Annotated in this window: 12 protein-coding genes; 7 read left to right on the top strand and 5 right to left on the bottom strand. The window is 74.0% G+C overall.

The annotated features are described in order from the left end of the window. Positions 1 to 130 precede the first annotated feature (130 nt). Complete coding sequence (smc, locus tag AB0B02_RS17185; protein WP_357301165.1) at positions 131 to 3,730, top strand: chromosome segregation protein SMC; 3,600 nt, start codon at positions 131 to 133, stop codon at positions 3,728 to 3,730. Next, positions 3,727 to 4,347, top strand: a complete 621-nt coding sequence (locus tag AB0B02_RS17180; protein WP_281935730.1) for an HAD-IA family hydrolase — start codon at positions 3,727 to 3,729, stop codon at positions 4,345 to 4,347. Before smc ends, AB0B02_RS17180 begins: the two co-directional genes overlap by 4 nt. Positions 4,348 to 4,360: 13 nt before the next feature. Here AB0B02_RS17180 and AB0B02_RS17175 read toward each other — a convergent pair whose 3' ends face one another. The 5 genes from AB0B02_RS17175 to AB0B02_RS17155 all read right to left on the bottom strand — a co-directional run bounded on the left by AB0B02_RS17175 (position 4,361) and on the right by AB0B02_RS17155 (position 9,309). Further along, complete coding sequence (locus tag AB0B02_RS17175) at positions 4,361 to 4,897, bottom strand: DinB family protein (RefSeq protein ID WP_281935728.1); 537 nt, start codon at positions 4,895 to 4,897, stop codon at positions 4,361 to 4,363. A 66-nt stretch (positions 4,898 to 4,963) separates the two neighbouring features. Then, entirely contained in the window at positions 4,964 to 5,452 is a 489-nt protein-coding gene (locus AB0B02_RS17170; protein ID WP_281935726.1) for a universal stress protein, read from the bottom strand. Beyond that, complete coding sequence (locus tag AB0B02_RS17165; RefSeq protein ID WP_281935725.1) at positions 5,449 to 7,044, bottom strand: MDR family MFS transporter; 1,596 nt, start codon at positions 7,042 to 7,044, stop codon at positions 5,449 to 5,451. The genes AB0B02_RS17170 and AB0B02_RS17165 overlap by 4 nt, the downstream gene beginning before the upstream one ends. 113 nt (positions 7,045 to 7,157) lie before the next feature. Beyond that, positions 7,158 to 7,583: a MarR family transcriptional regulator gene (locus tag AB0B02_RS17160; protein ID WP_281935723.1), complete on the bottom strand. Its 426-nt coding sequence runs from the start codon at positions 7,581 to 7,583 to the stop codon at positions 7,158 to 7,160. Between the two features lie 13 nt (positions 7,584 to 7,596). Continuing rightward, complete coding sequence (locus tag AB0B02_RS17155) at positions 7,597 to 9,309, bottom strand: alkaline phosphatase D family protein (protein WP_281935721.1); 1,713 nt, start codon at positions 9,307 to 9,309, stop codon at positions 7,597 to 7,599. A 146-nt stretch (positions 9,310 to 9,455) separates the two neighbouring features. Here AB0B02_RS17155 and ftsY point away from each other — a divergent pair, with 146 nt between their 5' ends. The 5 genes from ftsY to AB0B02_RS17130 all read left to right on the top strand — a co-directional run bounded on the left by ftsY (position 9,456) and on the right by AB0B02_RS17130 (position 15,729). Then, positions 9,456 to 10,637 carry a signal recognition particle-docking protein FtsY gene (ftsY, locus tag AB0B02_RS17150; protein WP_281935719.1) on the top strand — a complete coding sequence of 394 codons (1,182 nt, stop codon included), beginning with the start codon at positions 9,456 to 9,458 and terminating at the stop codon, positions 10,635 to 10,637. An 8-nt stretch (positions 10,638 to 10,645) separates the two neighbouring features. Continuing rightward, on the top strand, positions 10,646 to 11,509 hold the full coding sequence (locus AB0B02_RS17145; RefSeq protein ID WP_281935717.1) for an aminoglycoside phosphotransferase family protein: 864 nt from the start codon (positions 10,646 to 10,648) through the stop codon (positions 11,507 to 11,509). A 164-nt stretch (positions 11,510 to 11,673) separates the two neighbouring features. Further along, positions 11,674 to 13,083, top strand: a complete 1,410-nt coding sequence (locus AB0B02_RS17140; protein ID WP_357301155.1) for an ammonium transporter — start codon at positions 11,674 to 11,676, stop codon at positions 13,081 to 13,083. A gap of 25 nt (positions 13,084 to 13,108) precedes the next feature. Further along, the gene (locus tag AB0B02_RS17135) at positions 13,109 to 13,447 is read left to right on the top strand and encodes a P-II family nitrogen regulator (RefSeq protein WP_013284578.1); all 339 of its coding nucleotides are present in this window, start codon (positions 13,109 to 13,111) and stop codon (positions 13,445 to 13,447) included. A 17-nt stretch (positions 13,448 to 13,464) separates the two neighbouring features. Next, positions 13,465 to 15,729 carry a [protein-PII] uridylyltransferase gene (locus AB0B02_RS17130; protein WP_357301150.1) on the top strand — a complete coding sequence of 755 codons (2,265 nt, stop codon included), beginning with the start codon at positions 13,465 to 13,467 and terminating at the stop codon, positions 15,727 to 15,729. Positions 15,730 to 15,840 lie beyond the last annotated feature (111 nt).

The following is a 15,840-nucleotide window of genomic DNA, read 5'->3' as shown; positions in this document are numbered from 1 at the left end:
TCCGGAATTGCGCCGGCGGAAACCGGGTGGGTCGCGTGCCGGCGGCGTCCCGGTCGCGGGTTAGTCTGCGGGTTCACCAGGTCCGCGGCTCCGGCGACGGTACGGCGGCCACCGGACGAGGATCGAGAAGGTGCATCTCAAGAGCCTGACGGTGAAGGGCTTCAAGTCCTTCGCCTCCGCCACGACGTTGAAGCTGGAGCCCGGGATCACCTGCGTGGTCGGTCCGAACGGCTCCGGCAAGTCCAACGTCGTCGACGCCATCGCCTGGGTGCTCGGCGAGCAGGGCGCCAAGGCGCTGCGCGGCGGCAAGATGGAGGACGTCATCTTCGCCGGCACCGCCGGACGGGCCCCGCTGGGCCGGGCCGAGGTCACCCTCACCATCGACAACACCGACGGCGCGCTGCCGATCGAGTACACCGAGGTCTCCATCACCCGCCGGATGTTCCGCTCCGGCGAGAGCGAGTACGAGATCAACGGCGACTCCTGCCGCCTGCTCGACATCCAGGAGCTGCTCTCCGACTCGGGCATCGGCCGGGAGATGCACATCATCGTCGGGCAGGGCCGGCTCGACGGCATGCTGCACGCCAAGCCGGAGGACCGGCGGTCGTTCATCGAGGAGGCGGCCGGCGTCCTCAAGCACCGCAAGCGCAAGGAGAAGGCGCTGCGGAAGCTCGACGCGATGCAGGTGAACCTCAACCGGCTCACCGACCTCACCGCCGAGCTGCGCCGCCAGCTCAAGCCGCTGGGCCGGCAGGCCGAGGTGGCCCGGCGGGCCGCCGCCATCCAGGCCAACCTGCGCGACGCCCGGCTCCGGCTGCTCGCCGACGACCTGCACACGCTGCGGACCACGCTGGACAAGGAGATCGCCGACGAGACCGCGCTGCGCGAGCGGCGCGAGCAGATCGAGGGCGAGCACGGCGAGGTGCAGGGCCGCCTCGGTGAGCTGGAGGCGGCCCTGGCCGAGGACGCCCCGATGCTGGCGGCTGCCCAGGACACCTGGTACAAGCTCTCCGCGTTGCAGGAGCGGTTCCGGTCCATCGAACAGCTCGCCCGGGAGCGCCTGCGGCACCTCAGCGCCACCGGCGACGACGAGCGGCCCGGCCGCGACCCGGAGCAGCTCGAGGCGGAGTCGCGGCGGGTCCGCGAGCAGGAGGAGGAACTGCGCGCCGCGCTCACCGACGACCAGATCCGGCTCGCCGAGGCGGTCGAGCACCGGCAGGAGTTGGAACGGCAGCTCGCCGCCGCCGAACGGGAGCTGGTGGCCGCCGCCAAGGCCATCGCCGACCGGCGCGAGGGGCTGGCCCGGCTGACCGGCCAGGTGAACTCCGCCCGGGCGCGGACCACGAGCGCCGGCGAGGAGATCGAACGACTCGCCGCCGCGCACGCCGACGCGCTGGGCCGTGCCGAGAAGGCGCAGGCCGACCTGGACGCGGTCGCCGAGCAGTCCACCGAGGCGGACCGGGACAACGCCGACCTGGACGCCCGGCACGCCGAGGCGGTGGCCGCGCACGAGCGGGCCCAGGCGACCGTGCGCGGTCTCGTCGACGCCGAGCGGGCCGCCGAGAAGGACGCCGCCACCTGGAAGGCCCGCGAGGAGGCGCTCGCGCTCGGCCTGCGCCGCAAGGACGGCGCCGGGGCGCTGCTGGCCCGCGCCGACCAGGTGCCCGGCCTGCTCGGCAGCCTCGCCGGGCTGCTCACCGTGGCCCCCGGCGACGAGGCGGCGCTCGCCGCCGCGCTGGGTGGGCTCGCCGACGCGGTCGCGGTCACCGGCGTGGACGAGGCCGTCGAGGCGATGCGGCTGCTCAAGATCTCCGACGCCGGCCGGGCCGGGCTGCTGGTCGGCAGCCCCGCCGGGCCCGGCATGGACGGCTCGGCGGACGCGCTGCGCCCGAAGCTGCCCGAGGGCGCCCGCTGGGCGCCCGACCTGGTGGAGTGCGCGGCCGGGATCCGCCCGGCCGTGCACCGGGCGCTGCGGGACGTGGCGCTCGTCGACGACCTGGCCGCCGCCGCCGAGCTGGTCGCCGCGAACCCGGAGCTGCGCGCGGTCACCCCGGACGGCGACGTGGTCGGGGCGTACGCGGCGGCCGGCGGCTCGGCCAAGGCGCCCAGCTTCATCGAGGTGCAGGCCGCGGTCGAGGAGGCCCGCACCAACCGGGCCACCGCCGAGCACACCGCGGCCGAGCTGCGGGAACAACTGGTCGAGGCGCGGGCCGAGGTGGCCGCCGCGAAGGAGGCCGTGCAGCACGCCGCCGCCGCGAAGCGGGAGGCGGAGAGCCACCGCAACGCCGCCGCCCGCCGCCTCGCCGAGCTGGGCGCGGCCGCCCGGTCGGCCAAGGCGGAGACGGACCGGCTCGGCGACTCCCGGGCCCGCGCCGAGGCGGCCCGGGAGCGGGACCTGACGGCCCTGGCCGAGCTGGCGGAGCGGCTGCGGCTGGCCGAGGTCACCCCGATCGACGCCGAACCGTCGACCGAGGAACGCGACCAGCTCGCCGCCATGGTGCCGCCGGCCCGGCAGAACGAGATGGAGGTCCGGCTCGCCGTGCGTACCGCCGAGGAGCGGGTCTCCTCGATCGCCGGTCGGGCCGACTCGCTGGCCCGGCAGGCGACCGCCGAACGCGCCGCGCGGGAGCGCGCGGCGGCCCGCCGCGCGGCCCGCACCCGCGGCGCGGAGATCGCCCGCGCCGTGGTCGGCGGCGCCCGCGAGGCGCTCACCCGGCTCACCGTCTCGCTCGCCCGGGCCGAGGAGCACCGGGACGCCGTCGCCCGCGAGCGCGCCGCCCGCGAGGCCGAGCTGTCCGAGGTACGCGGCGCGGCCAAGCGCCTCGCCGCCGAGCTGGAGCGGCTCACCAGCCAGGTGCACCGGGACGAGGTGGCCCGCGCCGAGCAGCGGATGCGCATCGAGCAGTTGGAGGTGAAGGCCGCCGAGGACTTCGGTCTGGACGTGCCCACCCTGGTCGCCGAGTACGGCCCGGCGCAGCTCGTGCCACCGACCGACGCGGACGTCGCGCAGGCCGAGAAGGACGGCCGGCCGGTGCCCGAGCCGGTCCGCTACGAGCGGCCGGCGCAGGAGAAGCGGGCCGCCAAGGCGGAACGGGAACTGGCCCTGCTCGGCAAGGTGAACCCGCTCGCGTTGGAGGAGTTCGCCGCGCTGGAGGAGCGCTTCAAGTTCCTCTCCGAGCAGCTGGAGGACCTCAAGGCCACCCGGCGGGACCTGCTCACCGTGGTCAAGGACGTGGACGACCGGATCCTGGAGGTCTTCGCCAGCGCGTTCGAGGACACCGCCCGGGAGTTCGAGCAGGTCTTCACCGTGCTCTTCCCCGGCGGCGAGGGCCGGCTGGTGCTCACCGACCCGGAGGACCTGCTCACCACCGGCGTCGAGGTCGAGGCCCGACCGCCGGGCAAGAAGATCAAGCGGCTGTCGCTGCTCTCCGGCGGCGAGCGGTCGCTGACCGCGGTGGCCATGCTGGTGGCGATCTTCCGCGCCCGGCCCAGCCCGTTCTACATCATGGACGAGGTGGAGGCGGCGCTCGACGACGTCAACCTGGGCCGGCTGATCACGCTGATGGCACAGTTGCGGGAGAAGAGCCAGCTGATCGTCATCACCCACCAGAAGCGGACCATGGAGATCGCCGACGCGCTCTACGGCGTGACGATGCGCAGCGGCGTGACCCAGGTGATCAGCCAGCGGCTCAACCGGGCCGAGGACGACGGGCAGGAGACAGACGAGTGAGTCGGGAACGCGCCACGGCGCTCCTGGTGGATTTCGACGGCGTGCTGCGCCGCTGGGACCCGGCGGTGGCCGCCGGCGTCGAGCGGGAGTACGGGCTCACCGAGGGGGTCCTCGGCGAGATCGCGATGTCCTGGGGGCTGCTCCAACCGGTGCTCACCGGCCGGATGAGCCACGCCGCGTGGATGGCGAGCGTGGCGGACGCGCTGACCCCGTCGGTCGGCGACCCGGCTCGGGCTCGCGCGGCGGTCGAGGCGTGGCAGCGCTACCGCGGGGAGGTGGATCCCGACGTGCTCGCGTTCGTCCGCGAGGTGCGGGCGGCCGGCATCCGGGTCGGGTTGGGCACCAACGCCACCGACCTGCTCGACGCCGACCTGGCCGCGTTGGACCTGACCGACGAGCTGGACGTGGTGGTCAACTCCTCGGTGATCGGTGTGCACAAACCGGCGAAGGAGTACTTCCAGGCCGCCTGCGCGGCGCTGGACACGCCGCCGGGCCGGGTGCTCTTCGTCGACGACCAGGACCGCGCGGTGGCCGGCGCCCGGGTCGCCGGCCTCTCCGCGCACCGGTGGAGCGGGCCGGCCGACCTGCGCTACCTGCGCGCCGCGCTGGCGTACTGAACCGGGGTGCGGATCAGCTCCCGGTGACGCCGTCGATGCGTTCCCGGATCAGGTCGGCGTGGCCGTTGTGCCGGGCGTACTCCTCGATCATGTGCACGTAGACCCAGCGGAGGCTGATCTCGTGGAACCCGTCGCCGTCGCGGCGGCGGTGCGGGAAGGTGTGCTCCAGCGGCAGGTCGGCCACCGCCCGGTCGGCCGCCTCGATCTCGGCGGCCAGCGTGGCGAGCGCCTCGGCCGGGTCGGCGTCGGCGATGTCGTTGAGGTCGGCGTCCGGGTCCTTGTCGTAGTCGTACATGTCGGGCAGCTCCCTGCCGGCGGCGCGGACCCGGAACCACCAGCGCTCCACGTCGGCCATGTGCCGGACCAGGCCGAGCAGGGTCAGCCCGGAGGGCTCGACGCTGCGGGTGCGCAGTTGCTCGGCGGTCAGCCCGGCGCACTTGAGGCGCAGGGTGTCGCGGTGGTTGTCCAGCCAGCCCTGGAGCATGGCGCGTTCGTCGGCGACGAAGGGCTCGTGGCGGCGGTCGATCTCGGGTGCGGTCCAGGTTGTCATCCCGGCGATGTTAGGAGGGGGCCCGGGTACAACGCGAGGCGTTAACCGGGGGCCCCTCCTTACACCTCAGGGCACCACGACGACCGGCCAGCGGCCGGCGCGCACCAGCCGGGTGGCGACGGAGCCGACCAGCTTGTGCCCGGCCTGCTCGGAGGAGCCGACCACGACCAGGTCGGCCCGGTGCTCGTCGGCGGCCCGGCACAGCTCGGCGTACGCGTCGCCGCGCCGGCTCAGGAACGTCACCGGCAGGGCCAGCTCCTCGGCCCCGCGCCGGCACTCGGCGCGCAGCTCGTCGGCCAGCTCGTCGTGGGTCTGCTGCACCGCGCCGGCCACCACCCCGGACATGATGCCGCTGTACGGGGCCGGCGAGCTGACGAACACCACCACCAGGCCGGCGCCCTGCCGGCGGGCCAGCCCGGCGGCGTACGAGGCGGCCCGCATCGAGGTGCGGCTGCCGTCCACGCCGACCAGCACCACCCGGGGCCCGTCGGTGCCCCGCTCGTAGGGCAGCGGCCGGGCCTGCGGGCCGTACCGCTCACGCTCCGGCGCGTTCATCGGGCCACCGGGGCGGCGGCCGGGGCCACCTCCGGCTCGATCCCGGTCGGGGCCGGGTCGGCGTTGGTGCGGCGCAGCGGCACCTCCCGGATCAGCACCACCGCGAGCAGGGCGAGCAGCCCGAACGGGGCGGCGGCCAGGAAGATGTCCCCGGCGCCGTGCCCGTACGCGGACTCGACCACGGCGCGGATCGGGGCGGGCAGCGTGTGCACGTCCGGCAGCGCGCCGCCACCGCCCGAGCCGGAGGCCGGCACACCCAGCCGGGCGAGCCCGTCGGCGAGGTAGCCGGTGACCCGGTGGCCGAGCACCGCGCCGAGCGCGCTGACGCCGACCGCGCCGCCGAGGCTGCGGAAGAACGCCACCACGGAGCTGGCCGCGCCCAGCTCGTGCGTGCCGACGGTGTTCTGCACGGCCAGCACCAGGTTCTGCATGGTCATGCCGAGGCCCAGGCCGATCAGCGCCATGAAGATCGCGAGCCGCCAGTACGGCGTGTCCACCCGCATGCCACCCATCAGCGCGAAGCCGGCGGTGAGCAGCAGCGAACCGGTCACCAGCCAGCGCTTCCAGCGGCCGGTGCTGGTGATGATCCGGCCCACCACGGTCGAGGCGACCAGCAGGCCGCCGATCATCGGCAGCGTCATCAGGCCGGCCATGGTCGGGCTCTCGCCGCGGCTGATCTGGAAGTACTGGCCGAGGAAGACCGAGGAGCCGAACATGCCGACGCCGACCGCGACGCTGGCCACCACGGCGAGCGTGATGGTGCGGTTGCGGAACAGCCGCGGCGGGATCATCGGCTCGGTGGCGCGCTGCTCGACCCGGACCGCGAGCACCCCGAGCAGCACCGCGCCGGCCACCATGGCCGCGCTGGTCCAGGAGATCCAGTCGTACCGGTCGCCGGCCAGGGTGATCCAGATCAGCAGCAGCGAGACGGCGGCGGTGATCAGCGTGGCGCCCCACCAGTCGATGGTGACCTTCCGCTTCACCACGGGCAGGTGCAGCGTCTTCTGGAGCACGATCAGCGCGAGCACGGCGAACGGCACGCCGACGTAGAAGCACCAGCGCCAGCCGAGCCAGTCGGTGTCGACGATCACGCCGCCGATCAGCGGGCCGCCGATGGTGCCGACCGCCATCACCGCGCCGAGGTAGCCGCTGTACCGGCCGCGCTCGCGGGGAGCGATCATCGTCGCCATGATCACCTGGGCCAGCGCGGTGAGCCCGCCCGCGCCGACGCCCTGCACCACGCGGCAGGCGATCAGCTCGCCGGTGGTCTGGGCCTGCCCGGCCAGCACCGAGCCCAGCACGAAGACCGTCAGGGCGAGCTGCACCAGGATCTTCTTGCTGGTCAGATCCGCGAGCTTGCCCCAGATCGGGGTGGTCGCGGTGGTGGCCAGCAGCGTCGAGGTGACCACCCAGGTGTACGCGGACTGGCTGCCGTGCAGGTCGGTGATGATCCGGGGCAGCGCGTTCGAGACGACCGTGGAGGAGAGGATCGCGACGAACATGCCCAGCAGCAGGCCGGAGAGCGCCTCCAGGATCTGCCGGTGGGACATGCCGACGGCGGGGGCCCGGGTGGACACGGTCGCCTGGGTCATCGTGGGTCGCCTCCGAAAGGGGGAGAGAAATGGGTGCCTCGGGCAACCGTACGGTTTGGTTGCCTTGAGCAACAACCGCGAGTGGCGCGTCTCCTATTCCCCGCCGGAGCAGGTCAGAACGTCTCGTTGAAGCGGTGCATCAGCCGGGCGAACGCCGCCACGTCCTCGGCCGGCCAGCTCTCCAGCGACCGCCGGATCTGCCCGAGCCGGGCGGACCGTGCCGCGTCGAACCGCCGGGTGCCCTCCTCGGTGAGGCTGAGCTGGGCGGCCCGCCGGTCGGTCGGGTCCGGGTCGCGACGCACCAGGCCCAGCGTCTCCAGGCCGCCGATCTGCCGGCTCAGCGTGCCCTTGCCGATGCCCAGCTTCACGGCCAGGTCGGTGAGCCGGATCTGACCGGAGCGGCGCAGCCAGAGCAACAACCCGTAGGCGTTCGGCTCCAGGTTCGGGTGGACCTCGCGGGCGATCTCCCAGGACAGCGCCCGGCCGCGGCGCAGCAGCGCGGTCAACTCGTGTTCCACGGCCCGCAGCGTCTCGTCCACGGTCAGAGGGTACTCATCCCTCGTCGCTGAGCTGCTGGCGCGCCACCGGCCGCAACTCGCCCTGACTGGTGGTGCCCTCGATCACCACGGCGGCCGACCGGCCCCGGTGGGTGAGCGTGGCCACCGCGTTGCCGAAGTACGGCCCGGCGAGCTTGCGCCACCGCACCGGCGGCCGGCGCACCCCGGCCGACCGGGCCAGCGCCCGGGTCGCCCCGGCCGGACCCGGGTTCCAGCCCAGCGTCATCAGCGGCCGCATCGCGGCCGGCACCTGGTTGTGGATCGGCGAGCAGGTGAGCTGGTGCACCGGCGTCTGCACGCCGCGGTCGGCGAACCGGGCCCGGGCCACGTACGAGTGGTGCACGTCGCCGGAGAGCACGCTGATCGACGCCGGCCGCGGGTACGCCGGACCGGCGCCCACCCGGGCGCCGGTGCGTGCCGCGGCGCCGCTGCCCAGCCGGGCGAACAGCTCGCCGAGGGCCTCGAACGAACGCCGGAACGCCGCCCAGTGCTCCAGGTCCCAGGCCCGGCGCATCTGCTCGGCCAGCCGCGCCACCCAGGGCCGGTCGGAATCGGCCAGGCGCTCGTTCCACGCCTCCACGTGGTGGATGCCCGGCGGCAGCAGCCACGGCAGCGAGGTGCCCACCACCAGGTGGTCGTAGGCGCCGTGCGCCTGGTCCAGGAACCACGACCACTCGCCCGGCGGCAGCATCGCCCGGCTGCCCGGCAGCAGCACCCGGCTGGAGCGGTTGTCCAGCATCACCAGGCGGGTGCGCCCCAGGTCCAGGGCGTAACTCCACTGGTACTGCACGGCCCGCCAGCGCTCGGTGTCGTGCGCCAGGTCGGCCTCGGTGTCCACCCGCGCGCCGAACTCGTGCAGCACGCTCGTGGCGTCCTCGGCGGCCACCACCTTGGCGTACACCGGGTCGGCGGCGATCTCGTCCGGGCTCAGGTTGCCCAGGTGCTGATAGACCCAGTAGGAGGCGAGGCCGCTGCGGATCCGCTCGGCCCACCACGGCTCCTCGCGCATGTCCGCCCGCCAGGACTGCGAGGTGTTCCAGTCGTCGATGACCTCGTGGTCGTCGAAGATCATCACGCTCGGCACGGTGGAGAGCAGCCAGCGGATCTCCGGATCCCGCCAGGACTCCAGGTAGAGCTTCGTGTACTCGTCGAAGCTGACCACCTGCGTCGCCGGGGCGTCCTTCGGCCGCCGCCGGCGCCGCTTCAGCAGCTTGCGCACGGTCGGTGAGGTCTCGTCCGCGTAGACCTGGTCACCGAGCAGCACCAGCAGGTCGGGCAGCGTGTTCTCCTCGGGCGCGGCCATCACCCGCCGGGCGTACGCGTCGAGCGCGTCCGGCGGCAGCTTGCGCGCGGTGGAGTGCTGGGTGGTCTCCCGGCAGGAGCCGAACACCAGGCGCACCGGCTGGTCGGCGTCGTCGGCCGCGCGGGTGCGGATCACGCTGGGCGGGAACGCGCTGTCCGGCAGCGGCCAGGCCGCCTCGTCGTCGATCAGCACCTGGTATTCGGTGGTGCTGTCCGGCGTGAGGCCGGTCACCACCACGATCGCGTAGTGGTGGTCGTACGCGGAGAAGGTGGGCGCGCTGCCGGTGGCGCCGTCGGCCGTGCGGACGGTGACCACGGCGGGCGCGCTGGTCTCCACCCAGACCGTCGCCCGCGTGTCGACGACCCGGCGCAGCAGTGGGCCGATGAGCAGGCGGGAACCGGGCACGGCGTCTACCTCCGACAAGATCGTATGGGCGTTCCTACCCGGCCGGCGGTTGCGGTACGCCTTCCGAACGCGAGCGTACCCGCAGGTTGTTCGCGTGCCGAGGCGGTGAGTGGGACGCCGTCGCCGGCATCTGACAGGATTTCGGCATGAAGGAATACCTCCTCGTCGCTCTCGCCCTGCTCGGCGTGCTCATCATCGGCGGCCTGAGCCTCGTGGTGCCCCGGCTGCGCCGGCGCCCCGAGCCGCCGCTGCCGCGCACGGAGGTCGACACCCGCACCGAGGAGGACCTGGCCGGCCCGCCGGTGGAGGCGCCCGAGGCGGAACTGACCACCGGCGTGGTGGTCGAGGCGCCGCCGGTCGAGGCGCCCCCGATCGAGGTCCCCGAGCCCACCGCCGGCCGGCTGGTCCGGCTGCGCTCCCGGCTGTCCCGCTCGCAGAACGCGTTCGGCAAGGGCCTGCTCGGCCTGCTCAGCCGCGACCGGCTCGACGAGGACACCTGGGAGGAGATCGAGGACAGCCTGATCACCGCCGACGTCGGCGTGGACTCCACCCGGGAGATCGTCGACCGGCTGCGGGAGCGCACCCGGGTGCTCGGCACCCGCACCGGCGACGAGCTGCGCACGCTGCTCGCCACCGAGCTGGTCAACGCGCTCGACCCCGGCCTGGACCGGTCGCTGCGGACCACGCCGAAGGATGGCGTGCCGGCGGTGGTGCTGGTGGTCGGCGTGAACGGCGCCGGCAAGACCACCACCTGCGGCAAGATCGCCCGGGTGCTGGTCGCGGACGGCCGTACCGTGCTGCTCGGCGCGGCCGACACGTTCCGGGCCGCCGCCGCCGACCAGTTGGAGACCTGGGGCGGCCGGGTGGGCGCGGAGACGGTCCGCGGCCCGGAGGCCGCCGACCCGGCCAGTGTCGCGTTCGACGCGGTCCGGCGCGGCATCGAGACGGGCGTCGACACCGTGCTCATCGACACCGCCGGCCGGCTCCAGAACAAGATCGGCCTGATGGACGAGCTGGGCAAGGTCAAGCGGGTGGTGGAGAAGCACGGCCCGATCGACGAGACGCTGCTGATCCTGGACGCCACCACCGGCCAGAACGGCCTGGAGCAGGCCCGGGTCTTCACCGAGGCGGTCAACGTCACCGGCGTGGTGCTGACCAAGCTCGACGGGACGGCCAAGGGCGGCATCGTGATCGCCGTGCAACGCAAGCTCGGCATCCCGGTCAAGCTGGTCGGGCTCGGCGAGGGCAAGGACGACCTGGCCCCGTTCGACCCGGCGCAGTTCGTCGACGCGCTGCTCGGCACCGAGCCGCTCGGCCGGGACGCGTAACCCCTGCCGTGACCACCGACGATCGCGCCTACCCGGAGTGGCGCGACCCCCACCACCCCGCGCCGCGCCTCGGGAGACCGTACGTGACTTCGCAGGAGATCCCGCTGCACGGCGGGAACGTCAGCACCGTGGTCCGCGTGGGCGACACGGTCCGGCGCAACGCCGGCCCCTGGACCCCCTCGGTGCACGCGCTGCTGCGCCACCTGGAATACGTCGGCTTCACCGGCGCGCCGCGCGCGCTCGGCATGGACGAGCGCAACCGGGAGGTGCTGTCGTACCTGGAGGGGGAGTGCGGGGAGTACCCGCTGGCCCCGCACTGGGTGACCGACGAGGCGCTGGTCACGGTGGCCACCATGCTGCGGATGTTCCACGACGCCCAGTACGGTTTCACCCCGCCGCCCGGCGCGGTCTGGCGCTCGTTCGGCCCGCCCCCGCCGGACACCGAGGTCATCTGCCACCACGACGCCGCGCCGCACAACGTGATCTGGCGTCCCGACGGCACGCTCGGGCTGATCGACTTCGACCTCGCGTCGCCCGGCGCCCGCATCTACGACGTGGCGTACGCGGCCTGGACCTGGGTGCCGATCTTCGCCGACCGGGACTCCATCACGCTCGGCTGGAAGCGCCCCGACCGGCCGCGCCGGCTGCGCCTGTTCGCCGACGCGTACGGGTTGATCCCCCGCGACCGGCACCGGCTCATCCGCACCATCCGCAAGCGCATCGTCGACCACGTCGAGGGCATCCGGCGGATGGCCGCCGCCGGTGAGCCGGCGTTCGTCCGGATCGTGCACAAGGGCCATCTCCGCCGCCCGATGCGGGACCTGCGCCTGCTCGACTACGAGCGGCACCACCTGGAGTACGCGCTGCGCTGAGCAAGATCGGCGTTCTTCACACGCCGGAAACAACCCGTCACGCGTCGGAAATCGAGCGGTGTCGGTACAGGAAACAGCGGCCGACCAAGCTTCCGCGCAACCGGCGTACGGGCGACGCTGCCCCGGAAGCCGCGAAGGAGGAAGTTCACCTTTAGGAGGCCAGCGTGCCTGAAGCACCGACGATCGACGGCGGCAACACCGTTTGGCTGCTGGTTTCGACCGCTCTCGTGCTGCTCATGACCCCCGGCCTGGCGCTGTTCTACGGCGGCCTCAACAGGTCCAAGGGCGTGCTCAACATGATGATGATGAGCTTCTCGGCCATCGGGCTCATCTCTGTTCTGTGGTGGTTCTACGGTTTCAGCGTCGCGTTCGGCAGCGACGTCAACGGGCTCTGGGGTGACCCGGGCGCCTACCTCGGCACCAAGACGTTCCTCGCCGAGACCGACCTCTGGGGCGCCACGGCGGAGAACCCCAGCGGCATCGGCATCCCGCTCTACGTGTTCATGGCGTTCCAGATGGTCTTCGCGGTGATCACCGTCGCGCTGATCAGCGGCGCGATCTCCGACCGGGCCAAGTTCTCCGGCTGGCTGCTCTTCGCGTTCGGCTGGGCCACCCTGGTCTACTTCCCGGTCGCGCACTGGGTGTGGGGCGGCGGCGTCATCGGCGCCAAGCTGCACGCGCTGGACTTCGCCGGCGGCACCGCGGTGCACATCAACGCCGGCGCGGCGGCGCTCGGCGTGGCGCTGGTGCTCGGCAAGCGGGTCGGCTGGCCCCGCGAGGGCATGAAGCCGCACAACATCCCGCTCGTCGCGCTCGGCGCCGGTCTGCTCTGGTTCGGCTGGTTCGGCTTCAACGCCGGCTCCGAGCTGACCGTCGACTCGGTGGCCGGCCTGGCGTTCCTCAACACCCAGCTCGCCACCGCCGCGGCGGTGCTCGGCTGGCTGCTGGTCGAGCGGATCAAGGACGGCCGTCCGACCATGGTCGGCGCGTCCTCCGGCGCGGTCGCCGGCCTGGTCGCGATCACCCCGGCCTGCGGTTTCATCGCCCCCTGGGCGGCGGTCCTGCTCGGGCTCGTCGCCGGTGCGGTCTGCGCGCTCGCCATCAGCCTGAAGTACAAGCTCGGCTACGACGACTCGCTCGACGTGGTCGGCGTGCACTTCGTCGGCGGCTGGATCGGCTCGCTCTGGCTCGGGTTCTTCGCCACCAACTCGGTCAACAGCGCGATCGGCGACGTGGTCGGCGCCTCCGACGGCCTGTTCTACGGCGGCGGCGTCACCCAGCTCGGCCGGCAGGCGCTGGCCGGTCTGATCGTCACCGTCTGGTCGGGTGGGGTGGCCTGGCTGCTCGCCTTCGCCATCCAGAAGACGATCGGCTTCCGGGTGTCGGCCGAGGCCGAGGTCGACGGCATCGACGTCGCCGAGCACGCGGAGAGCGCGTACGACCTGTCGCCCACCACGGGCAGCAGCACCAGCGCGTTCGCCCTGGCCGGGATCGGCGGCGGCAAGCCGAGCCCGGAGCCCACCGACGAGGCGGACCCGTCCGCCGCGCCGGTCGGCGAGAAGGTCGCCGGTTAACGTTCCTGGGATGGAGGGATTGGACATGAAGCTGGTGACCGCGGTCATCAAGCCGTACCAGCTGGACGCGGTGAAGGAGGCCCTGCACGCCCTCGGCGTGGCCGGGCTGACCGTCAGCGAGGTCCAGGGCTACGGCCGGCAGAAGGGGCACACCGAGGTCTACCGGGGTGCGGAGTACACGGTCGAGTTCCTGCCCAAGATCCGGGTCGAGGTGCTCACCGACGAGATGGACGTCGACAAGATCGTGGACGCCATCGTCGGCGCCGCCCGGACCGGCAAGATCGGCGACGGCAAGGTCTGGGTGACCGGCGTCGAGGAGGTCGTCCGGGTGCGTACCGGCGAGCGCGGGCTCGACGCGCTCTGACCACGGAATCCGCCGACGTGACCTCGTTGACCACGGCCACCGCCCCGGGCGGGGACGGCGTACCCGTGGTCAACGAGGTCACCGGCCTGCCCGGGGGCGTCGGCGCGGCGGCCCGTGCCGACCGCGCCGACGCGCTCGACGCCTGGCTGCGCCGGATCTTCCCGGCCCGGCCCGGCGTCGCGCTGGTCGCCGTGGGCGGGCTCGGCCGCCGCCAGTGCGCCCCCTACGGCGACCTCGACCTGGTGCTGCTGCACGCCGGGGTGCCCGGCGTCGACGAGCTGGCCGCCGCGCTCTGGTACCCGATCTGGGACGCCGGCCTGCGGCTCGACCACTCGGTACGCACCGTCGCCGAGGCGCTCTCGGTGGCCCAGGACGACGTCAAGGTCGCCCTCGGCCTGCTCGACGCGCGCCACGTGGCCGGCGACCAGGCCCTGACCGAGCAGCTCGCCCGCACCGCCACCGACCACTGGCGGCGTACCGCCATCCGGCAGCTCCCCGGGCTGCGCGAGATCACCGCGACCCGCTGGGAGGCCCACGGCGAGCTGGCCTTCCTGCTCGAAGGCGACCTCAAGGAGGCCGCCGGTGGGCTGCGCGACGTCGGCATCCTGCGGGCCATCGCGACCGCCGGCGTCACCGACGCGCTCCGCCCCGCCGTGCACGCCGCGCACCGGCGGCTGCTGGACACCCGGGACGCCCTGCACCAGCAGGTCGGCCGCCGGGTCGACCGCCTGGTCGCGCAGGAACGCGACGGCGTCGCGAAGCTCCTCGGCGTCGACGGGGGCGACGCGCTGCTGCGCCTGATCGCCGGCGACGCGCGGACCGTCCGCCACGCCCTCGACGACGCCTGGCGGGCCGCCGACCGACTCCGTTCCGGCCGGCAGCGCGCCGCCTCGGGCCGGCCGGTGCGCCGCCCGGTCGCCCGGGACGTCGTCGAGCAGGACGGCGAACTGGTGCTCGCCCGGACCGCGATCGGGGCCCGCCCCGACCCCTGCCTGTCGCTGCGGGTGGCCGCCGCGGCGGCCACCACCCGGCTGCCCATCGCGCGCGCCACCTGCGAGTGGCTGGCCGCGTACTGCCCGCCGCTGCCCGCGCCCTGGCCGCCGGCGGCCCGCGCCGCGCTGATCACCCTGCTCGGCGCCGGCCCCGGCCTGGTGCCGGCCTGGGAGACCTGCGACCGGTACGGGCTGATCGACGGCTGGCTGCCCGAGTGGACCCGGATGCGCAGCCTGCCCCAGCACAACCCGGTGCACCGGTTCACCCTCGACCGGCACCTGGTGCAGACCGCGTACGAGGCCAGTCGGCACGCCCGCGACGTGGAGCGCCCCGACCTGCTGCTGCTCGGCGCGTTCCTGCACGACATCGGCAAGGGACTTCCGGGAGATCATTCGACGGTCGGGGCGCCGCTGGCCGAGGCGGTGGCCACCCGGATCGGGCTGCCCCCGGCCGAGGCGGCGCTGATCGGCACGCTGGTCCGGCTGCACCTGCTGCTGCCCGAGGTGGCCACCCGGCGGGACCTGTCCGACCCGAAGACCATCGCCGGGGTCGCCGGGCTGGTCGGCGACCCCGGCACGCTGGAACTGCTGCACGCGCTGGTCCGGGCGGACGCCGCCGCCACCGGCCCGGCCGCCTGGTCCGGCTGGAAGGGCCGGCTGATCGCCGACCTGGTCGCCCGGGTACGCACCACGCTGGACACCGGCGTGGTGCCCGCCCCGCCGGCCCCCGACCCGGCGCTGGTCGCCGGCCCGCTGCCGGTCGTACACCTGGGCGAGGACCGGGTGTCGGTGGCCGCGGCCGACCGGCGTGGGCTGCTCGCCACCGTGGCCGGGTGCCTGGCCCTGCACCGACTGGAAGTGATCTCCGCGGACGCCGCCACGGTGGACGGTCGCGCCCTGGTCGAGTGCCGGGTGCAGCCGCGCTACGGGCTCGCCCCCGACCCGATCGCGCTCAGCGCCGACCTGCGCCGGGCGGTGGCCGGCGACGTCTCGGTCACCCAGCGGCTGCGCGGCCGGGCGCTCGCCGCCCGCAGCCGGGGCGCCGCGCCCCGCGTGGTCTGGCACCGGGAGGCGGCCACCGACGCGGTGCTGCTGGAGTTGCGCGCGGCAGACGCGGCCGGCCTGCTCTACCGGGTCACCTGCGCGCTCGACGAGGCCGGCGCCCAGGTGCGCGCCGCCCGGATCGCCACTCTCGGCGGCGACGTGGTGGACACGTTCTACCTGGTCGGCACCGACCTACCGGACGAGCGTCGGGCCGTCGTCGAGGCCGCCCTCCTCGCCGCCGTGTAAGGAAGGGCCCCCTATTAACGTTTTCGGTAGAGGCGGGGCCCCCGCTTAACACCTCGCGCTACGCCCACTGACGTACGCCGGGAGCCGCCGCCGGGCCGACGCGGCGGAGGG

Origin of the sequence: Micromonospora sp. NPDC049240, from assembly GCF_040647835.1 — a bacterium.
GTDB lineage: Bacteria > Actinomycetota > Actinomycetes > Mycobacteriales > Micromonosporaceae > Micromonospora.
The sequence above is the reverse complement of the archived record's forward strand: the minus strand, read 5'-3'. Positions and strand labels throughout refer to the sequence as shown.